The sequence below is a fragment of the Marinobacter salarius genome (assembly GCF_032922745.1).
GTDB lineage: Bacteria > Pseudomonadota > Gammaproteobacteria > Pseudomonadales > Oleiphilaceae > Marinobacter.
Genome location: NZ_CP136693.1, coordinates 4,169,327 through 4,186,012 on the forward strand (window position 1 = coordinate 4,169,327; position 16,686 = coordinate 4,186,012).

14 protein-coding genes are annotated in these 16,686 nt (G+C 58.1%); 2 read left to right on the forward strand and 12 right to left on the reverse strand.

The features are described from left to right. Positions 1-62: 62 nt before the first annotated feature. Positions 63-2,531: a glycerol-3-phosphate 1-O-acyltransferase PlsB gene (plsB, locus tag R1T46_RS19415; protein WP_317306679.1), complete on the forward strand. Its 2,469-nt coding sequence runs from the start codon at positions 63-65 to the stop codon at positions 2,529-2,531. A gap of 14 nt (positions 2,532-2,545) precedes the next feature. Here the strand turns inward: plsB and R1T46_RS19420 are convergent, their stop codons facing one another. The 7 genes from R1T46_RS19420 to ppc all read right to left on the reverse strand — a co-directional run bounded on the left by R1T46_RS19420 (position 2,546) and on the right by ppc (position 10,263). Continuing rightward, positions 2,546-3,355 carry a class I SAM-dependent methyltransferase gene (locus tag R1T46_RS19420; RefSeq protein ID WP_317306680.1) on the reverse strand — a complete coding sequence of 270 codons (810 nt, stop codon included), beginning with the start codon at positions 3,353-3,355 and terminating at the stop codon, positions 2,546-2,548. Further along, positions 3,355-3,717 carry a UDP pyrophosphate phosphatase gene (locus R1T46_RS19425; protein ID WP_317306681.1) on the reverse strand — a complete coding sequence of 121 codons (363 nt, stop codon included), beginning with the start codon at positions 3,715-3,717 and terminating at the stop codon, positions 3,355-3,357. Before R1T46_RS19425 ends, R1T46_RS19420 begins: the two co-directional genes overlap by 1 nt. Before the next feature lie 85 nt (positions 3,718-3,802). Next, positions 3,803-4,600: an undecaprenyl-diphosphate phosphatase gene (locus R1T46_RS19430; protein WP_317306682.1), complete on the reverse strand. Its 798-nt coding sequence runs from the start codon at positions 4,598-4,600 to the stop codon at positions 3,803-3,805. 36 nt (positions 4,601-4,636) lie between these two features. Continuing rightward, positions 4,637-5,332, reverse strand: coding sequence for a tRNA (adenosine(37)-N6)-threonylcarbamoyltransferase complex dimerization subunit type 1 TsaB (gene tsaB, locus R1T46_RS19435; protein ID WP_317306683.1), 696 nt, complete (start codon positions 5,330-5,332; stop codon positions 4,637-4,639). Positions 5,333-5,336: 4 nt separating this feature from the next. Beyond that, a complete protein-coding gene (adk, locus tag R1T46_RS19440) occupies positions 5,337-5,990 on the reverse strand; it encodes an adenylate kinase (protein ID WP_317306684.1) in 654 nt (217 codons plus the stop codon). A gap of 217 nt (positions 5,991-6,207) precedes the next feature. Then, the gene (locus R1T46_RS19445; RefSeq protein WP_317306686.1) at positions 6,208-7,578 is read right to left on the reverse strand and encodes an HDOD domain-containing protein; all 1,371 of its coding nucleotides are present in this window, start codon (positions 7,576-7,578) and stop codon (positions 6,208-6,210) included. A 39-nt stretch (positions 7,579-7,617) separates the two neighbouring features. After that, a complete protein-coding gene (ppc, locus tag R1T46_RS19450) occupies positions 7,618-10,263 on the reverse strand; it encodes a phosphoenolpyruvate carboxylase (protein ID WP_317306688.1) in 2,646 nt (881 codons plus the stop codon). A gap of 103 nt (positions 10,264-10,366) precedes the next feature. Here ppc and R1T46_RS19455 point away from each other — a divergent pair, with 103 nt between their 5' ends. After that, the gene (locus tag R1T46_RS19455; protein WP_007152054.1) at positions 10,367-10,600 is read left to right on the forward strand and encodes a hypothetical protein; all 234 of its coding nucleotides are present in this window, start codon (positions 10,367-10,369) and stop codon (positions 10,598-10,600) included. An 83-nt stretch (positions 10,601-10,683) separates the two neighbouring features. On the opposite strand, the gene R1T46_RS19460 is transcribed toward R1T46_RS19455, so the two are convergent. The 5 genes from R1T46_RS19460 to cysM form a co-directional block, all read right to left on the reverse strand. Next, positions 10,684-11,028 carry a hypothetical protein gene (locus tag R1T46_RS19460; RefSeq protein WP_007152055.1) on the reverse strand — a complete coding sequence of 115 codons (345 nt, stop codon included), beginning with the start codon at positions 11,026-11,028 and terminating at the stop codon, positions 10,684-10,686. Positions 11,029-11,156: 128 nt separating this feature from the next. Next, positions 11,157-12,014, reverse strand: coding sequence for a nucleoside triphosphate pyrophosphohydrolase (gene mazG / locus R1T46_RS19465; protein WP_317306689.1), 858 nt, complete (start codon positions 12,012-12,014; stop codon positions 11,157-11,159). Further along, on the reverse strand, positions 12,011-14,248 hold the full coding sequence (relA, locus tag R1T46_RS19470) for a GTP diphosphokinase (protein ID WP_317306690.1): 2,238 nt from the start codon (positions 14,246-14,248) through the stop codon (positions 12,011-12,013). The genes mazG and relA overlap by 4 nt, the downstream gene beginning before the upstream one ends. 58 nt (positions 14,249-14,306) lie before the next feature. After that, complete coding sequence (gene rlmD, locus R1T46_RS19475) at positions 14,307-15,644, reverse strand: 23S rRNA (uracil(1939)-C(5))-methyltransferase RlmD (protein ID WP_317306691.1); 1,338 nt, start codon at positions 15,642-15,644, stop codon at positions 14,307-14,309. A gap of 36 nt (positions 15,645-15,680) precedes the next feature. Next, complete coding sequence (cysM, locus tag R1T46_RS19480; RefSeq protein WP_036204217.1) at positions 15,681-16,574, reverse strand: cysteine synthase CysM; 894 nt, start codon at positions 16,572-16,574, stop codon at positions 15,681-15,683. Between the last annotated feature and the right edge of the window lie 112 nt (positions 16,575-16,686).

Genomic DNA, 16,686 nt, shown 5'->3' on the forward strand with positions numbered 1-16,686 from the left:
TTTCCGCGCTGCATGCAACCAAGTAAACTTACCGCCTGTTTTGTGAACCGGAGCGACCGTTTATGCGTTTTTTCCTGGGCCTTCGCAGCCTGATCCTGACCCTTTTTCGCAAAATCCTGTTTTTGTGGGTCCGGACGGATGTGAGTGGCAACAGCGTGGAAGCCCTGGGAGTAGACCCGGAAAAACCGGTTTGCTACGTACTGCAGTACAGCTCGCTGTCCAGCCGATTAGTCCTGGAACAGGAGGTGCTGCGAGCCGGTCTGCCCGGTGCCGAGTCGTCCCTTCCGGTCAAGAACGGTCCGAACCACTCTTTCTTTTTCCTCTACCGCCGGATTGGTGGTCTTTTCCGTCGTCGCCAGACGCCGGTTCCCACCGGTGAGTTCCGGGCGCTGGTTCGCCATGGCCTGGAACACCCTGAGCAGGATGTTCAGATCGTCCCTGTGTCGCTGTTCTGGGGGCGCTCCCCGGACAAGGAAAAATCGCTGGTCAAACTGCTGCTGTCCGACACCTGGTCCGTGGCTGGGCGTTTGCAGAAATTCCTGATCATTATGGTGCATGGCCGCAGCACTTACGTGCAGTTCAATCAGCCCCTGTCCCTGAAGCAGGTGATTGACGAATACCGCCATAGCGAGGAACGCGCCAACCGTAAGCTCGCCCGCATTCTCCGTACCCATTTCCGCAGGGTGCGCCAAGCCGTGCTCGGCCCGGACCTGTCTCACCGCCGCACATTGGTAGGTGGACTGGTGCGGACCCAGGCGGTCAAGGAAGCCATCCGGGAAACCGCCCGCAAGGATGATATCCCCCCGGAAAAGGTGCGCGCCAAGGCGTACAAATATGCGGACGAGATCGCTGCCAGCATGTCCATCGTGACCATACGTTTCCTGGAAGTGGTGCTGTCTTGGCTGTGGAACCGTATCTACAATGGCATCGCTATCAACAACATCCGCGTTGCCAAGGAAGAAGCTCAGGACAATGCCGTAGTGTATGTTCCCTGCCATCGCTCCCACATAGATTACCTGCTGCTGTCCTACGTGCTCTATAAGAACGGACTGATGCCCCCGCACATTGCTGCGGGCATCAACCTGAACATGCCTATTGTTGGCCCCATCCTGCGACGCGGCGGCGCGTTCTTCATGCGTCGGAGCTTCCGTGACAACCCGCTCTACGCCACGGTTTTCAACGAATACATGCACGTGATGTTCTCCCGCGGCTATTCCGTTGAGTACTTCGTCGAGGGCGGGCGCAGCCGTACTGGCCGCATGCTCCAGCCTCGTCCCGGCATGCTGTCCATGACCGTCCGCAGCTTCCTGCGGGACCATCGCAAACCCATCGTGTTCGTCCCGGTATACATCGGTTACGAGAAGGTGATGGAAGGCCGCTCTTACCTCGGTGAATTACGGGGCAAGAAAAAACAGAAAGAGAGCGTGCTTGCGATTGCCAAGACGGTTCGCAAGTTGAGCAACTCATTTGGTCAGGTCGCTGTAAACTTCGGTGAAGCGATTCCTCTTGCGGAGGTACTGAACGAGGTCGAACCAAGCTGGCGGAAAGAAGCCTACGATTCCGAGTACCGGCCAAAATGGCTCAATCAGGCAGTGTCTGAACTGTCCAATCGTGTTGCGTCCAGCATTAACGCATCTGTAGCCGTCAATCCCATTGGCATGACCGCGACGGTCTTGCTGGGCACCGATCGCCTGGCTATGGATGAAGGCCAGTTGATCCGCCTGATGGACCAGTATGCCGACCTGCTGAAAGCGTTTCCCTACGCCGACACCATCACGCTGCCGGAAGGCAGTGGCAAGGATTGGGTCGACTACTGCGAAAACATGGGACTGATCACGCGCCAGCCCCAGAAATTGGGTGACATCATCGCGCTGGAAGGCAGCAACGCGATCCTGATGACCTATTACCGCAACAATATCCAACACCTGTTTGCCCTGCCTTCTCTAATCGCGAGCCTGTTCGAGAACAAGAACTCCCTGCGCCGGGACAAGATTGAGTTCCTGGCCAGCGTGGCTTACCCCTATCTGAAATCCGAACTTTTCCTCAAATACGATGCCGAGGAGATTGACGGGGTCATCAACCAATGGATCGACGTTCTATTGGCGAAAGGGTTGCTGTTCGAAGAAGAGGAAGACAGGATCAGCCGCCCCGAGGAAGGCACCGATGCCATGCTGCGCCTGCGAGTGCTGTCACGGTTCATCATCCAGACCCTAGAACGCTATCACATTGCCATCGGCATCTTGCGCAAATACGGGTCGGGTAAGATTACCGCCGGCGAACTGGAAGAGCAGAGCACGCTTCTGGCCGAGCGTATGTCCATCCTGTTCGGCCTCAATGCGCCGGAGTTCTTCGACAAGACCCTGTTCCGTAACTTCATCGCCAACATGCAGCACAATGGCGTTATCACCACCGATGACGACGGGCTGCTGTGCTACACCGACGGCCTGGATGAAGTAGCGGAAGACGCACGGTTGGTGCTAAGTGTGGAAAAACGCCAGGCCATTCAGCAGGTGACCATGCTTGGGGCCTGAACGCGACCGGTGACCTATCCGGCGGGAAACGCCTTGATGGAGTAGATGTCGTACCGGCTGCTCTTCCCTTCAATACGGGTGGTGGGTTCAGGGCCACTCACTGGCTTCGCCTTGCGCGGGCGTTTGACGACAACGCGATAGGTTGCCACCGCCAACGCGGCCTTCAACAACGCCGGTGAGTCATCGTCGTCTCCCACCACCGTGCGGAACACCTGCATTTCCTTCTTGACCAGGGCCGACTTGTCGCGATGGGGAAACATCGGGTCAAGGTAGATCACATCCGCGGCGCCCGCGCCCGCCTGCGATAACCAGTCGATACTGCTACCCGACTGCAGTGCCATCCGGGCAACAATGGGCGCGCTTTGCTCATTCAACGCCGCGCGGGAAAGTCCATCACTAAGCAACGCATGGATAACCGGCGAACGTTCGAAAAGGGTTAACCTGCAGCCCAGGGAGGCCAATACAAACGCATCCTGACCAAGGCCAGCAGTTGCATCCAGAACATGAAGGGACTGGCGGGCTTTCTTCAGGCCAACGGCCTTGGCAATCAGCTGGCCGGTGCCACCGCCGTGCTCTCTTCGGTATCCCGCCTTCCCGGTCACAAACTCGGCCCTGACAGGCCCTGGAGCCCCCTTGCCGGTCACCTGTAGGCCAAGACCATTTTCGTCCAGAAACAGCAGCACTGGGTAGTCACGAACGTCTCGCGGACGAAGCGTGCCCAGCAGGGGCAGCGACAATGTTTCAGCCAGGGAACGTGCGGCGTGGAAGTCACCAAGAGGGCTGCAGCCGACTGCGAGTTCGGACAGGGTGTTTCCAGGCGGCATCAAACCAGGATATCGATGCCTGAGAGCCCTGCATCCGCGACATCGCCTCCGGCGGCGACATCGGCAAACGTGGACAGGGCTCTGGAGGTGCTCAGGGAAACTTCATCGGCGCGGAAACGCTCCAGGCGCACATCCTCCGCAGCCTGACGCGCCTCGACCCGGCGCTCAAGCGACTCAACAGAAGGAATCGGCCGTTGTTCGGCGTTGGGGGACTGTGCATCGGTGAGATCACGGCGAACTGCCTGGCTGTCGTTATCGGGTGCGGACGCAGGCGCCCGGGCAACGTCACTGCGCTCACGAACCGGGCTACTATTGCCGGACTGGAAAGGGAGACTGCTGTTTGGGTTAACACCACCGATCATTCTGGCACACCGGTTATAAAGACCACAGATTCTGGATTATGGAAGATCCCGAGCCGATTTTAAAGCAGGCTGTTCAATTCTTACCCTACCAGAGCATAACAAGCAACAGCAGACCGAGTACCAGGCGGTATATAACGAACGGCATCAGGCCAAGCTGCTCAAGAAACTTGAGGAACAGGTGAATACAGACCACGGCACTGACAAATGACAGCGCAGCACCCAGGGCAATCGCGGCCCAGTCGGTGGCCCCGCCCTGCTCCACCAACTCCAGGGTTTTCAGCAGTCCGGCCGCGAGAATCAGCGGGATCGACAACAGGAACGAGAATCGGGCAGCGGCCTCTCGTCCAAACCCGAGAAACAGAGCCGCCGTGATGGTAATACCGGATCGGGAAGTGCCCGGGATCAGAGCCAGCGCCTGAGCCACGCCGATGATCACCGCATCTTTCATGGTCAATGCCGGCAGGTCCCGTTTGCGACGCCCCACCGCGTCTGACCACCACAGCACCAAACCAAAGCCGATGGTCGAAACCGCAATCACCAACCCCGAACGCAGAGAGGTTTCAATGAAATCATTAAGCAGCAGACCCGCCAGTCCGGCCGGAACCGTGCCGGCGATGACCGCCCACGCAAGGCCACTGTCCTGCCTGACACGGCCCCGAGCCGTGTCTCCGACCCAGGCGACCGTTAGGCGAGCCACCTCCGAGCGAAAGTACCAGACAACAGCTGCCAACGTCCCTACATGAACAGCGACATCGAAGGCGAGGCCCTGATCCGGCCAGCCGAATACCTGTGAAGGAAGAATCAGATGGGCCGAACTGCTGATCGGCAGAAACTCCGTCAGCCCCTGTACAACGGCCAATACAATAATGTGCCACAGTTCCATCGGCAGTGATTCCGGGTGGTAGCAGTGAGATTGTTGTCAGCGGCCGGGCAGTTTTTTCCAGGCCACTTCATCACGAATATAAACCGGTTGCGCCTGTTCGGCCGGCACCCCCGCTCCCGCACGAAAGTCGCGGGCGGCGATCTCCGCCACTCTGGACGCCCTGGGCACCAGAGTCTCGTCGAGGTGCTGCATGGTTGCGGCAACACCATCCGGGAAGTTTTCTTTCAGATTCCATCCCTGGCCGGCACCAAACCATCGGGATGCGCCATCAGCCAGAGCCACAGACGCCGGTGCGCACACCTGTTCGTGCCCCATCAACTCTGGCTGCCCATCCTTGCAGATATAACAGGCCCAATACACTTCACCCATGCGGGCATCGAAGGCCACTGCAACGGCGTCGCCGTCCAGCATCTGCCAGTGGTGTGTCGCATCCTCGGCAACGGCTGCCAGGGATGAAACCGGAATAACGGGAATTCCGAGACCATAGGCCAGCCCCTGAACAACCCCCGTGGCAATGCGAAGACCCGTGAACGAGCCCGGACCACAGGCAAATGCAAGCGCATCGAGGTCCGCCGGCACCAATTTCTTCTCGGCGAGAAGCTCGCGGATCATCGGCATCAACAGACGGGTGTGGCCCCGGGGAGCCAAGTCGAACCGCTCCACCAAGCTGTTATCCACCAGCAGGGCTGCTGAGCAGCCCTCTGATGAGGTATCCAGTGCCAGTAATTTCACGAGGTTACTTCAGTTGGGTAAGGATCTGGTTGCGAATGTCATCCAGACTGCCTACGCCTTTTACGCGCACATATTTCGGCGCAGCCGCAGGGGCTTCTTTCGCCCAGTCCTGATAGTAACCGACCAGTGGCGCGGTTTGCTCGTGGTAGATCTTCAGGCGTTTGCGGACGGTTTCTTCCTTGTCGTCCTCGCGCTGGATGAGGGCATCGCCGGTCTCGTCGTCTTTACCTTCGGTCTTGGGGGGATCGTACTTCACATGATAGATACGACCACTGCCCTCGTGCACCCGGCGACCTGACAGACGGCTTACGATTTCCTCGTCATCAACGGCGATTTCTACCACGTAGTCAATGACAATACCCTGGTCTTTCAAGGCCTCGGCCTGGGGAATGGTGCGGGGGAAACCGTCGAGCAGGAAGCCGTTCTTGCAGTCAGGCTGCTTAACCCGTTCTTCGATGAGCGCAATGATGATGTCATCAGACACCAGGCCGCCAGAAGCCATCACTTCCTTGACCTGCTTGCCAAGATCGGACTCGGCTTTCACCGCCGCGCGAAGCATGTCGCCGGTCGAAATCTGTGGGATTTCAAACCGTTCGGTTATGAACTGGGCCTGCGTACCCTTGCCTGCGCCTGGCGCGCCTAACATGATGATTCTCATAACGCTGTGCTCCCGTTGTAGTCATTATCATTTGAAAAGCTGTTGCAAAACCCGGCAGCTTTGCGACAGCTTCTCGGCAGCAACGAGCCCGCAGCCCCTGCCAAGGAAGGCGCATTATACGAACTCAGCCCCCTCATAGAAAGTGGACCTCCGTAGCATGCACCAAAAGGTTACATCGGGCTGTGAGTTGCAGGCTGTGGTTGATAGTGCTCGAAGGTCAGGATGACAGGGATAATGCCAGCGCGTCCAGCTCCCCAGAAACGTTGTCAATCTCCTCGTTCAGACGGGCGACATCCCCTTCCGAAAGCCCGAGGGACGACGCAAGGGAGACAATATCATCCGGGTTGAATTCATCCCCAATCCCCCTTTCCTTCAGCAGCCCATTGGCCAACTGGACCATAAGCACATACGGTTCATGCTCGCCATGATAGCCGGCCTGCTGGTGCATGCCCGCGGCCTTGACCACCGGGTCAGGCAGTTCCCAAAGCCGGTGAAGGATGCCACCAATGGCGCCGTGGCCAACCGCCAGCATCTGTTGGTCGTTGCTGGCCCCGAACACCTGCTGCTCCAGCGAGTGCATACTGGCGTCGGGATTGGCTTCACGCAACGCATTCAGCTCGTCAAATTCCTGGGCAAACAGGTGGCCGACCAGCAGTAGGCCAAAGTTGTGCAGCAGGCCACACAGATACGCCAGGCCTTTGTCTGAATGACACTTTGGCGCCATACGCTGGCACACAAACGCGTTATACAAGGAGTGGCGCCAGAACTGGTCCATCCCAAGCATGCCCTGACGGGGCACTTCGAAAGCACGCACCGACGCGATACCCAGCGCGATATGGGCAACACGGTCGAACCCAAGCACCCGGGTCACCGCTTCCTGTACCGAGTTGATCTGACCGGGATAGTTGAATAGAGCGGAACGGGCATAGCGCATGATCTGCGCGGTAAGGCTGGGGTCAAACTCAATCAGCTCGCCCAGCTCGCGGGCGGTCGCCTCGGAATTGGCCGTCAAACGGAGAATGCGCAGCGCCAGCGCAGGCATCGGCGGCAGGCGATAGAGCTTCTGCAACTTGTCGGCCACCTCTTCCAGCGTCAGGGCATCACGCTCATCGTTGTTTTGCCCACGAAGCGCCAGGTGGCCCTGAGTGGCGTCTGCCAGAGCCCTTGCCAGAGAGGTACGATCCAGTTCAAGAAGCGTATTGTCGGTTCCGCAGCACATCAGGGTACGGGGGTACCCCAGGATGCCCTCATCGACAAGTACCGGCAGATCATAGGCTGCCCCGACCGGCGGCTGAAAACCCGGATCACAGTCGGCAAACAGCCGGGCGGACTGGCGGGCCGTTAACGGCTGCAGGCGTCGGCCGGTCTGCTTGTGCACCAGGTCCAGATCCAGACTGGTGTTGTAACCGTGAACGGCCATGACAACGCCATTGATGTCGATCAGGGGCGTTGCCCGGATAAACTCATCCTGAGGACGCCCGGACGCCATAACTGCGGCGTCAAAGCTAAGCACCTGATCAATCTCAAGTTCCCGATAGGCAATTCCCTTGCCGGCTAAAAAGCGTTCCAGTTTTGCCGCTAACGCCACGGCGTTACTCCTGTTTTTTTATGGTCCGCCGAACCTGCTCTAGCCGGTGTTCCGCATGCCAGCTGCAATACCGGCCATGGTAACTTTGAGTGCGCGTTCCACCATTTCGGGCACTTCGCCCTTCCCCTCGCCCTCACGGTCACGCTTGAGCAGTTCCGCCTGTAGATAGTGTAGCGGATCAGTATACGGATTACGTACGCGCATGGAATGGGCAAACACAGGTTCCTGTTCCAGCAAACTGTCCTGCTGCTTCAATTCCAGCAAATGACGGATGCAGCCTTGCAGGCGCTCCCGCAGGTTCTTGCCGAGTTCAAGCAGTTTGGGATCATCGATCAACGTCTTTTCGTAGTAGCTGGCGATTCGCAGGTCGGATTTTGCCAGCACCATTTCCAGCATATCCACATAGGTTTTGAAGAACGGCCATTGCTGCATCATTTCTCGCAGCACCGGCACGCGATCGTTGTGGAAAGCCTCCTCCAGGGCAACGTCGCTACCCAGCCAACTGGGCAGCATCATCCGCATCTGGGTCCACGCGAAGATCCAGGGAATGGCCCGCAGGCTTTCCACGCCACCGCCGGGTTTACGTCTTGCCGGGCGGCTACCGAGGGCCAGCTTACCCAGCGCCTGCTCCGGGGTAACCTGACGGAAATAGGGAACGAAATCCGGGTTGTCCCGGACCACGTCACGGTAGGCTTTGAGGGAACGTTCGGTGAGCCAGTCCATAGCCTCCCGCCATTCCGGTTCTGGCCCTCGCGGTGGCGCCAGGGTGGCCTCGATCACCGCAGTGGTGTACAGCGTAAGGCTCTGTTCCGCCAGCCGGGGGAGACCAAACTTGAAGCGGATCATCTCACCCTGCTCGGTGATCCGAAAACTGCCGTTCACCGAACCCGGCGGTTGGGACAGTATTGCGCGGTTGGCCGGGCCGCCACCACGGCCTACGGTGCCACCCCGGCCATGGAACAGCGTGAGGTGGACGCCATACTGATTGGCGACCTCGGTAAGCTTTTCCTGGGCCTGGTACTGAGCCCAGGCGGCCATCATCTGGCCAGCGTCTTTGGAGGAATCGGAATAGCCAATCATGACTTCCTGCCGGCCTTCGCAATAATCCCGATACCAGTCCACGCTGTAGAGCGCCGCCATACTGTCAGGGGCGCCGCGCAGGTCATCCAGGGTCTCAAAGAGAGGCACCACCCGCATCGGGTTTTTCATACCCGCTTCACGTAGCAGCAGAATCACGTTCAGCACGTCCGACGGTTTGCTGGCCATGGAGATGACATAGGAACCCAGCGCTTCCGGCGTCTGCTCTGCTACCACTTCGCAGGTAGCCAGCACCTCGGCGACTTCCTCGGAGGGTTTCCAGTGCCTGGGAATCAGTGGCCGGCGCCCTTTGAGTTCGCGCACCAGGAAATCCTGGCGCTCCTGTTCGGACCAGGACAGATAATCGCCCAACCCCAGGTAATCCACCATTTCCGCAACCGCCTCGGCATGACGGGTCGACTCCTGGCGGATGTCCAGGCGGATTAGAGGCAGACCAAAGGTATGGGCGCGGCGAATGGTGTCCAGCAGCGGACCATTGGCAATGGATTCCAGCCCACAGTCCACCAGGGACCGATAACAAAGCTCCAATGGCCCTGTGAAGTCCTCGTTGGCAAACAGAATGCCGGTGGCGTCGGCAGGCTCGCCGGCAACCCTGGCTTCCGCCCAGTCCCGGGTTTTGATCAGTTTTTCCCTCAACCCGGCCAGCACCTGGCGATAGGGCTCCCGGGTATCACCAGCGACGTCCCGCAGCTCATCACTGGCCTGCCACATGGACAATTCCGCACGCAGGGACTGGATATCCCGCAGGTACAAGTCGGCTGCCATCCAGCGGCCCAGCAGGAACACCTTGCGGGTTACTTTATGGGTCACATTGGGGTTGCCATCGCGATCACCGCCCATCCAGGAGGCGATCCGGATGGGCGACGCGTCCAGCGGTAGTCCATTCCCCGTGGCGTCTGAAAGCGACAGATCGAGGCTTCGCAGAAAGCGCGGCAATGCCTGCCACAGACTGTTCTCAATAACGGCAAATCCCCACTTGGCTTCGTCAACCGCCGTCGGGCGCTCATGCCGAATCTCATCCGTGTGCCAGGCTTCGGTAACCAGTTGCGACAGGCGTCCGACGATTTCATCACGCTCCGCGGGCAACAGGTCCTCATGGTCCAGGCGAGCCAGGCAATCGGACATTTCGTCATACTTCATAATCAGTGTGCGGCGGGCCACTTCCGTGGGATGTGCCGTCAGAACGTACTCGATACGAAGGTCAGCCACTCGCCTGTGCAGTTCATCGGCACTGACACCACCGTCTTTGAGGCGGCCAAACACCTCTTCAAGGGATTCCACCATCAGGTCCGATTGATGGCCACGCTTGCGACGGATACCGTGGTACTGTTCCGCCAGATTGGCCAGGTTCAGGAACTGGTTAAAGGCACGTGTTACCGGCAGCAACTCGTCATCACGAAGTTTGCCCAGCAGGTTGACCAGGCGCTGGCCGGAACCGCTTTCCTGGCGACGGTCGGCCTTGGCAGCCGCCCGCACTTCTTCTATCAACTCGTAGCAATCTTGCCCGGGGTGACGCTGGATACTCTGCCCCAGCAACTCGCCCAGCATGCGAACGTTTTCTCGAAGGTCAGGGTGTAGCTCGGTCACATTGACGTCCTTTTAAATTGACGGAGGCGAAGTAAACTAACGATACTGTTTACTCTCATAAAGCCTTTCTAACGATTAAAGCCTGTCGCCGCAAGGAGTATCCATGAAAGTAACCGATCTGCCCAAACACTGGGAAAGCAAGAAAGAGTCCGTTGAGCGGAGCCACGATTACAATCTCCGCTTGCCACTGGAAGATGCCGCACGCATAGCAGCGCTGGCCGAACTTTACCCGGACCGTTCAGAGAGTGACATACTGAATGACATGATTGGCGCCGCGCTGGACGACCTGGTCAGACTGAGCCCGTTGAAGGACAAGCTGGAAGGCAAGGATAAATAAAGCGGGGGCACTTCGCTACGGGGTGGCAAAACCACCCCGTCGGGTCTTGCAGAGTCGTCGCGATTAATCAGGTGTTGGCCTGATCAGGCAACCGATTCGAGCTGGCGCGCCTTCAGCCGCTGGATATGCTTCTGGCTGAGACTGATGAAGCGCGGCGTCATCCCCTGATCTTCATAGATTTCGAAGCCGTCTTCATCGAACGCAACAACCTTTGATCCCTGAACGTACGGGAAGCTGGTTTCCAGTTCATCAAGGGCAGCGGAAATCAGATCTCGCATCAGGTCCTGAGAAGACTTCATCGGATACAACGCGGCCAGTTTCTCCAGTCGCTTGTGATGCTGGTCAGAGAGGTCGGCAAAATACGCATCACGAGTCAGACGACCACGTGCGTGCTTGTCCCAGTAGTTGACCAGATCTTTGATTTTCATGGTGCCTTCACTCCTGCATCTTCTTGGTGGCCCACAGGGTGCACGAAATGTGTGCATCCTTAACCGGAAGTGTAGACGAAGCGACCGCACCCGGGGCGGAAAACTTGGTAACGGATTGTACTTATCCGTTACTTTTTACGAGTCTTTTCAACCCCTTTGACGGCTTGCCAGATGGCGTCCAATGCCTCCAGCGATTCGCCGTCAATATCACGGCCTTCGCGTTCGAGGTGTTCCTCAATAGCACGGAATCGCATCTCAAACTTGTGATTTGTGCTGTTGAGGGCCTGCTCAGGATTAACTTTCATGAAACGTGCCAGGTTGACGCACACAAACATCAGGTCACCCAGCTCGTCCTCCAGCGCCTCTGTCGGACCATCGCCGGAGCTCGCGTCATACCAGGCTTTCTTTAGCTCATCGAGCTCTTCGTGAAGCTTGTCGAAGACCGGTTCAACCTCTGGCCAATCAAAGCCATGATTGGCGGCCCTGCGCTGAAGTTTCTCAGCGCGCACCATTGCGGGGAGCGTCCGGGCAATGCCGTCGAGCCGGCTTGATGGCTCTTTCTCCGCAGACGTCTCCGGCTTCGCCGCCCGCTCCTCCGCCTTGATACGTTCCCAACTTGCCTTGATGTCAGCCTCGCTGGGTCGGTTGTCCGGATCGATCCGGCTTTCCAGAGTGCCTTCCGGGAACACGTGGGGATGGCGCCGGACTAGCTTGCGCACGAGATTATCAACCACCGAGTCGAAGTCAAAGTGGTTGTCTTCTTTTCCCATCTGGCTGTAGAAAATTACCTGGAACAGCAGGTCACCCAGCTCATCTTCCAGATGCGGATAGTCCTCACGGTCGATGGCATCCGCAACCTCATAGGCCTCTTCAATGGTATGGGGCACGATGGTTTTGTAGCTCTGGCGGGTATCCCACGGGCATCCGGACTCCGGGTCCCGCAGTCGCGCCATCAACGTTTTGAGATCATCAATGGAATAGCTCATGATCGCTTTCGCCTGACATCAATGATATTGGGGAGATTGCGAATCTGGGCAAGCAACTTGGCCAACTGGTCGAGGCTGGAAATTTCCAGGGTCACGGTCATGGTGGCCGTATTCTCATCCTTGTTGGATAAGGTGTTGAGAGCCAGAACGTCACTTTTGGAGGACGACAGCACCTGGGTGATATCCCGCAACAAACCGGAACGGTCGTAGGCTTCAATTTCGACATCAACAGGATACACAGCCACAGGCTGACCGCCCCAACTCACCTCGATAATCCGATTAGGCTCGAACTCCTTCAGATTCAGGAAAGTGATGCAGTCCTGCCGATGCACAGTGACGCCACGGCCGACGGTGATGTAGCCGCCAATCGGATCACCCGGCAGGGGTTTGCAGCATTTCGCCACCTGGGTCTTGAGCTTGCCAACGCCCAGAATCTGGATATCCGATTCGGTGTCATAGGGCTTGCGCCTCTGGGTGCTGAGCTTCAGATCCAGTTGCTCGGATTTCGGCTCCAGCATCTGCTGGGCGACGTTGGCCACGTGGGTGGGGCGAAGATCGCCTGCGCCCACCGCCGCAAACATATCCTCGGCGGCTTGATAGTTCACTTTGCGGGCCAGGTCGTTGAGATCCACTTCGTACAGCGACAGGCGTTTGAATTCGTCTTCCAGGATCGCCCGGCCATCGACAATGTTGCGGTCGCGGTCTTGCTGCTTGAACCAATGGGTGACCTTGGCCCGGGCACGGGAGGTCTGGATATACCCCAGGCTCGGGTTAAGCCAGTCACGGCTGGGCGCCTGGTTATTGGACGTGAGGATGGATATCTGATCACCGGTCTTCAGCGGGTAGGTCAGCGGCACGATGCGGCTATTAACCTTGGCCCCGCGACAGGCATGGCCGATTTCGGTGTGCACGCGATAGGCGAAATCCACCGGTGTCGCACCCTGTGGCAGGTCTACCACATGGCCTTCCGGCGTGAACACGTAGACCCGGTCGGAGGCAACATCGGACTTGAGATGATCCGCCAGCCCGGACAGGTCGCCGAGCTCTTCCTGCCATTCCAGCACCTGCCGTAGCCAGTTGATCTTGGCATCGTAGCCTACAGACCGGTTACCCTTGTCCATGCCCTTGTAGAGCCAGTGAGCACAAACGCCAAGCTCCGCTTCCTCATGCATGGCCTGGGTACGGATCTGCACCTCCATCACCTTGCCTTCCGGACCGATGACAGCCGTGTGCAGGGACTGATACCCGTTTTCCTTGGGGTTGGCGACGTAATCGTCAAATTCGTTGGGAATATGGCGCCAGAGTGTGTGCACGATACCAAGCGCGGCGTAACAGTCACGGACTTCCGGCACCAGGATGCGGACGGCCCGAACATCGTACACCTGGGAAAAATCGATGCCCTTGCGCCGCATTTTCCGCCAGATACTGTAGATGTGCTTAGCACGCCCTGAAAGCTCGCCTTCTATTCCAGACGCAACCAGTTCGTCCTTGATGGTAGTGATGACACGCTTTATGTAGCTTTCGCGGTCGAGCCGCTTTTCATCGAGCAACTTGGCGATTTTTTTGTAAGCAGTCTCGTGCAGGTAGCGAAATGAAAGGTCTTCCAGCTCCCACTTGATGTGACCGATACCCAGTCGATGCGCCAGCGGCGCATAGATATCGAACACCTCACGGGCCACTCGCATGCGCTTCTCTTCAGACGCGTTTTTTACGGCACGAATGGCGCAGGTGCGCTCAGCAAGCTTGATCAGCGCCACCCGGACGTCGTCGATCATGGTGACCAACATCTTGCGAACGTTGTCGAGCTGGCCTTCGGTCTGGCCCAGCACATTGCCCTTGAGTGGGTGATGGATGGACGATATCGCCGCCATCTGCTGCACACCGTCAATCAGCCCGGCCACCTCATTGCCGAACTCCTTGCGGATTTTCTCCAGGGGAATCCGTTCCTCCCGCACCGCGCGGTAGAGAATTGCCGCCACCAGACTGGTCTGGTCGAGGTGCAGCTCCACCAATACCTGAGCCATTTCTATGCCGGTGCGAAAGCTGCTGGCACCCGGGGCCCAAACCCTGTCCTCACGTACCGCCTGGACATCAATGGCGGCGGCCATCTCACAGGCCCGCCGGAATTGTTCAGCATTCTCAAGATGCGTTTGTGACTCGATCTGACGAACCCAGCGCTCGATATCAACCTGGCCGTCACCCGTCACTGCATAGTCTTCGCGAACTTTTACCATATCGCTCTTGTTCTTCCTGGTCGCTTATCCGGCCATCCGTGACCGGTCCCGAGAGACATCAATTATCCACGCGCTCGAACATCGCCATGGATTCAACATGGGTGGTGTGAGGGAACATGTCCATAACGCCCGCCCTCACCAGCCGATAACCATTACGCACCATCACTCCTGCGTCCCTGGCCAACGTAGCCGGGTTGCAGGAAACATAAATAATTCGCTTAGCACCAAAGGCCGTCAGGTATTCACACACCTCCTGAGCCCCGGAACGCGGCGGATCAATCAGTATTTTGTCGAACCCTTCCGCTGCCCACGGTTGTGATGTGAAATCCGCCTGTAAGTCAGCGCCGTGGAATGCGACATTCGATAGCCCGTTGAGTTCCGCATTTTCCCGTCCGCGGACCACCATGGCATCGTCACCTTCCACACCAACCACCTGCCCGGCGCGGCGGGCCAGCGGTAGAGTAAAGTTACCCAGTCCGCAGAAAAGGTCCAGCACCCGCTCACCGGGCTGGATGTCCAGCCACTCTACGGCTCGGTGTACCATGTTGCGATTGATGTCCACATTGACCTGGGTAAAGTCCATGGGATGGAACTTCATGGTCAGGTCGAATTCTTCCATGTCGTAGGACAGTCGCTCCTCGCCAGACTCGGGCCAGATTCTGTGAACAGTATCCGGCCCTTTCGGTTGCAGGTAGATATGCAATTCATGGGCCTGGCCGAACTCGATCAACCCCTGCCTATCGGAATCGCTCAGTGGGTCCATGTTGCGAAATATCATCGCCGCTGAATCGTCGCCGCAGGCGACCTCCACCTGCGGTATGCGCCGATAGGCGTCCATGCCATGTAGCAGTTCGCGCAAAGGGGTGATGCGATCGCCAATACGCGGATCCAACACCACGCAGCGATCAATATCGGTCAGGAAACTGTTGCGCTTTTCCCGGAACCCGACCAGCACCGATTCCCGTGCAGGCACGTATTTCACGCCCAGCCGAGCCTTGCGGCGATAACCGAGGGCCGGGGAACGCATGGGCGCCACCCACTCTTCGGGTTCAATGCCCCCGAAATGGGCAAAATGTTCCCGCAAGGTATTTTCCTTGAACCGGATCTGGGCATCGCCACTCATGTGCTGGAGGCTACACCCACCACAAAGATCGGCGAAATTACAGGGCGGTGTTATACGCGCGTCGTCGGCTTCAAGCACTTCCACAGCCCGCAATTCATCAAACTTGCTGCGTGTACTGATAAATTTTGCCATGACCGTCTCGCCCGGCAGGCCGCCGTCGACGAACTGTGCTTTACCGTTGTCCCGGGCGATGCCCCGGCCATCGTGACTGAGGGTTTCAATCACACAGCGCACCGGTTCGCTTGGCAGGGCCTTCCTGCGTCTTCTACTCATAGAAAGTCTCTTAACTGGATTCAGGTCTTGATGGGTTCAGGCACCCGGAAACACACCGGTGGAAAGGTAACGATCACCCCGGTCACAGATAATGGCCACGATCACCGCGTTTTCAACCTGTGCCGACAGCTTGAGGGCCGCAGCGATGGAGCCACCTGATGAAACACCGCAGAAAATCCCTTCCTCGCTGGCCAGGGCACGCATAGTGTCCTCAGCTTCCTGCTGGCCAATGTCCATGACCGTATCCACACGGGTGGCATCAAAAATTTTCGGCAGGTACGGCTCCGGCCAGCGCCGGATGCCGGGGATAGACGCCCCTTCCTGGGGCTGCAGGCCAACAATCTGGATATCCGGGTTCCGTTCCTTGAAATACCTGGACACGCCCATGATGGTCCCGGTGGTACCCATGGAGCTGACAAAATGCGTAACCCGCCCTGCCGTCTGCTCCCAGATTTCCGGGCCGGTGGTGCGGTAATGCGCCAGCGGGTTGTCCTGGTTGGCAAACTGATCCAGCACTTTGCCCTTGCCTTCCGCTTCCATTTGTTGGGCCAGGTCGCGGGCGGTTTCCATGCCTTCCTCTTTGGTGACGGTGACAATCTCCGCCCCATAGGCGCGCATCGATGCCCGACGCTCCTCGCTCATGTTCGCGGGCATAATCAGCACCATACGATAGCCCTTGATGGCCGCCGCCATCGCCAGGGCAATTCCGGTATTTCCACTGGTGGCTTCTATCAGGGTATCGCCCGGTTTGATTTCACCCCGGCGCTCTGCTTCCTGGATCATGCTGATGGCAGGACGGTCTTTCACCGAACCGGCAGGGTTATTACCCTCAAGCTTGGCCAGAATCACATTGCTGGTCTCGCCCGGAAGCCGCTGCAGACGCACAAGAGGCGTATGCCCTACATAATCTTCAATGGTCGGGAAATGCATGTTGTAACCTTCCTCAATTCTTCCGGAACCCGCCGCCAGCCGGTAACGCCGACAACACAAGCCTGTGATACACTCCGGGTTCGCATGATACGCGGAATATCCGCAGTCTCCC

Excerpts from the sequence above, each read along its gene's own strand:
- plsB (WP_317306679.1), top strand. The coding sequence starts at position 63 with ATGCGTTTTTTCCTGGGCCTTCGCAGCCTGATCCTGACCCTTTTTCGC.
- R1T46_RS19420 (WP_317306680.1), bottom strand. The coding sequence starts at position 3,355 with ATGCCGCCTGGAAACACCCTGTCCGAACTCGCAGTCGGCTGCAGCCCT.
- R1T46_RS19425 (WP_317306681.1), bottom strand. The coding sequence starts at position 3,717 with ATGATCGGTGGTGTTAACCCAAACAGCAGTCTCCCTTTCCAGTCCGGC.
- R1T46_RS19430 (WP_317306682.1), bottom strand. The coding sequence starts at position 4,600 with ATGGAACTGTGGCACATTATTGTATTGGCCGTTGTACAGGGGCTGACG.
- adk (WP_317306684.1), bottom strand. The coding sequence starts at position 5,990 with ATGAGAATCATCATGTTAGGCGCGCCAGGCGCAGGCAAGGGTACGCAG.
- R1T46_RS19455 (WP_007152054.1), top strand. The coding sequence starts at position 10,367 with ATGAAAGTAACCGATCTGCCCAAACACTGGGAAAGCAAGAAAGAGTCC.
- R1T46_RS19460 (WP_007152055.1), bottom strand. The coding sequence starts at position 11,028 with ATGAAAATCAAAGATCTGGTCAACTACTGGGACAAGCACGCACGTGGT.
- mazG (WP_317306689.1), bottom strand. The coding sequence starts at position 12,014 with ATGAGCTATTCCATTGATGATCTCAAAACGTTGATGGCGCGACTGCGG.
- relA (WP_317306690.1), bottom strand. The coding sequence starts at position 14,248 with ATGGTAAAAGTTCGCGAAGACTATGCAGTGACGGGTGACGGCCAGGTT.
- rlmD (WP_317306691.1), bottom strand. The coding sequence starts at position 15,644 with ATGAGTAGAAGACGCAGGAAGGCCCTGCCAAGCGAACCGGTGCGCTGT.
- cysM (WP_036204217.1), bottom strand. The coding sequence starts at position 16,574 with ATGCATTTCCCGACCATTGAAGATTATGTAGGGCATACGCCTCTTGTG.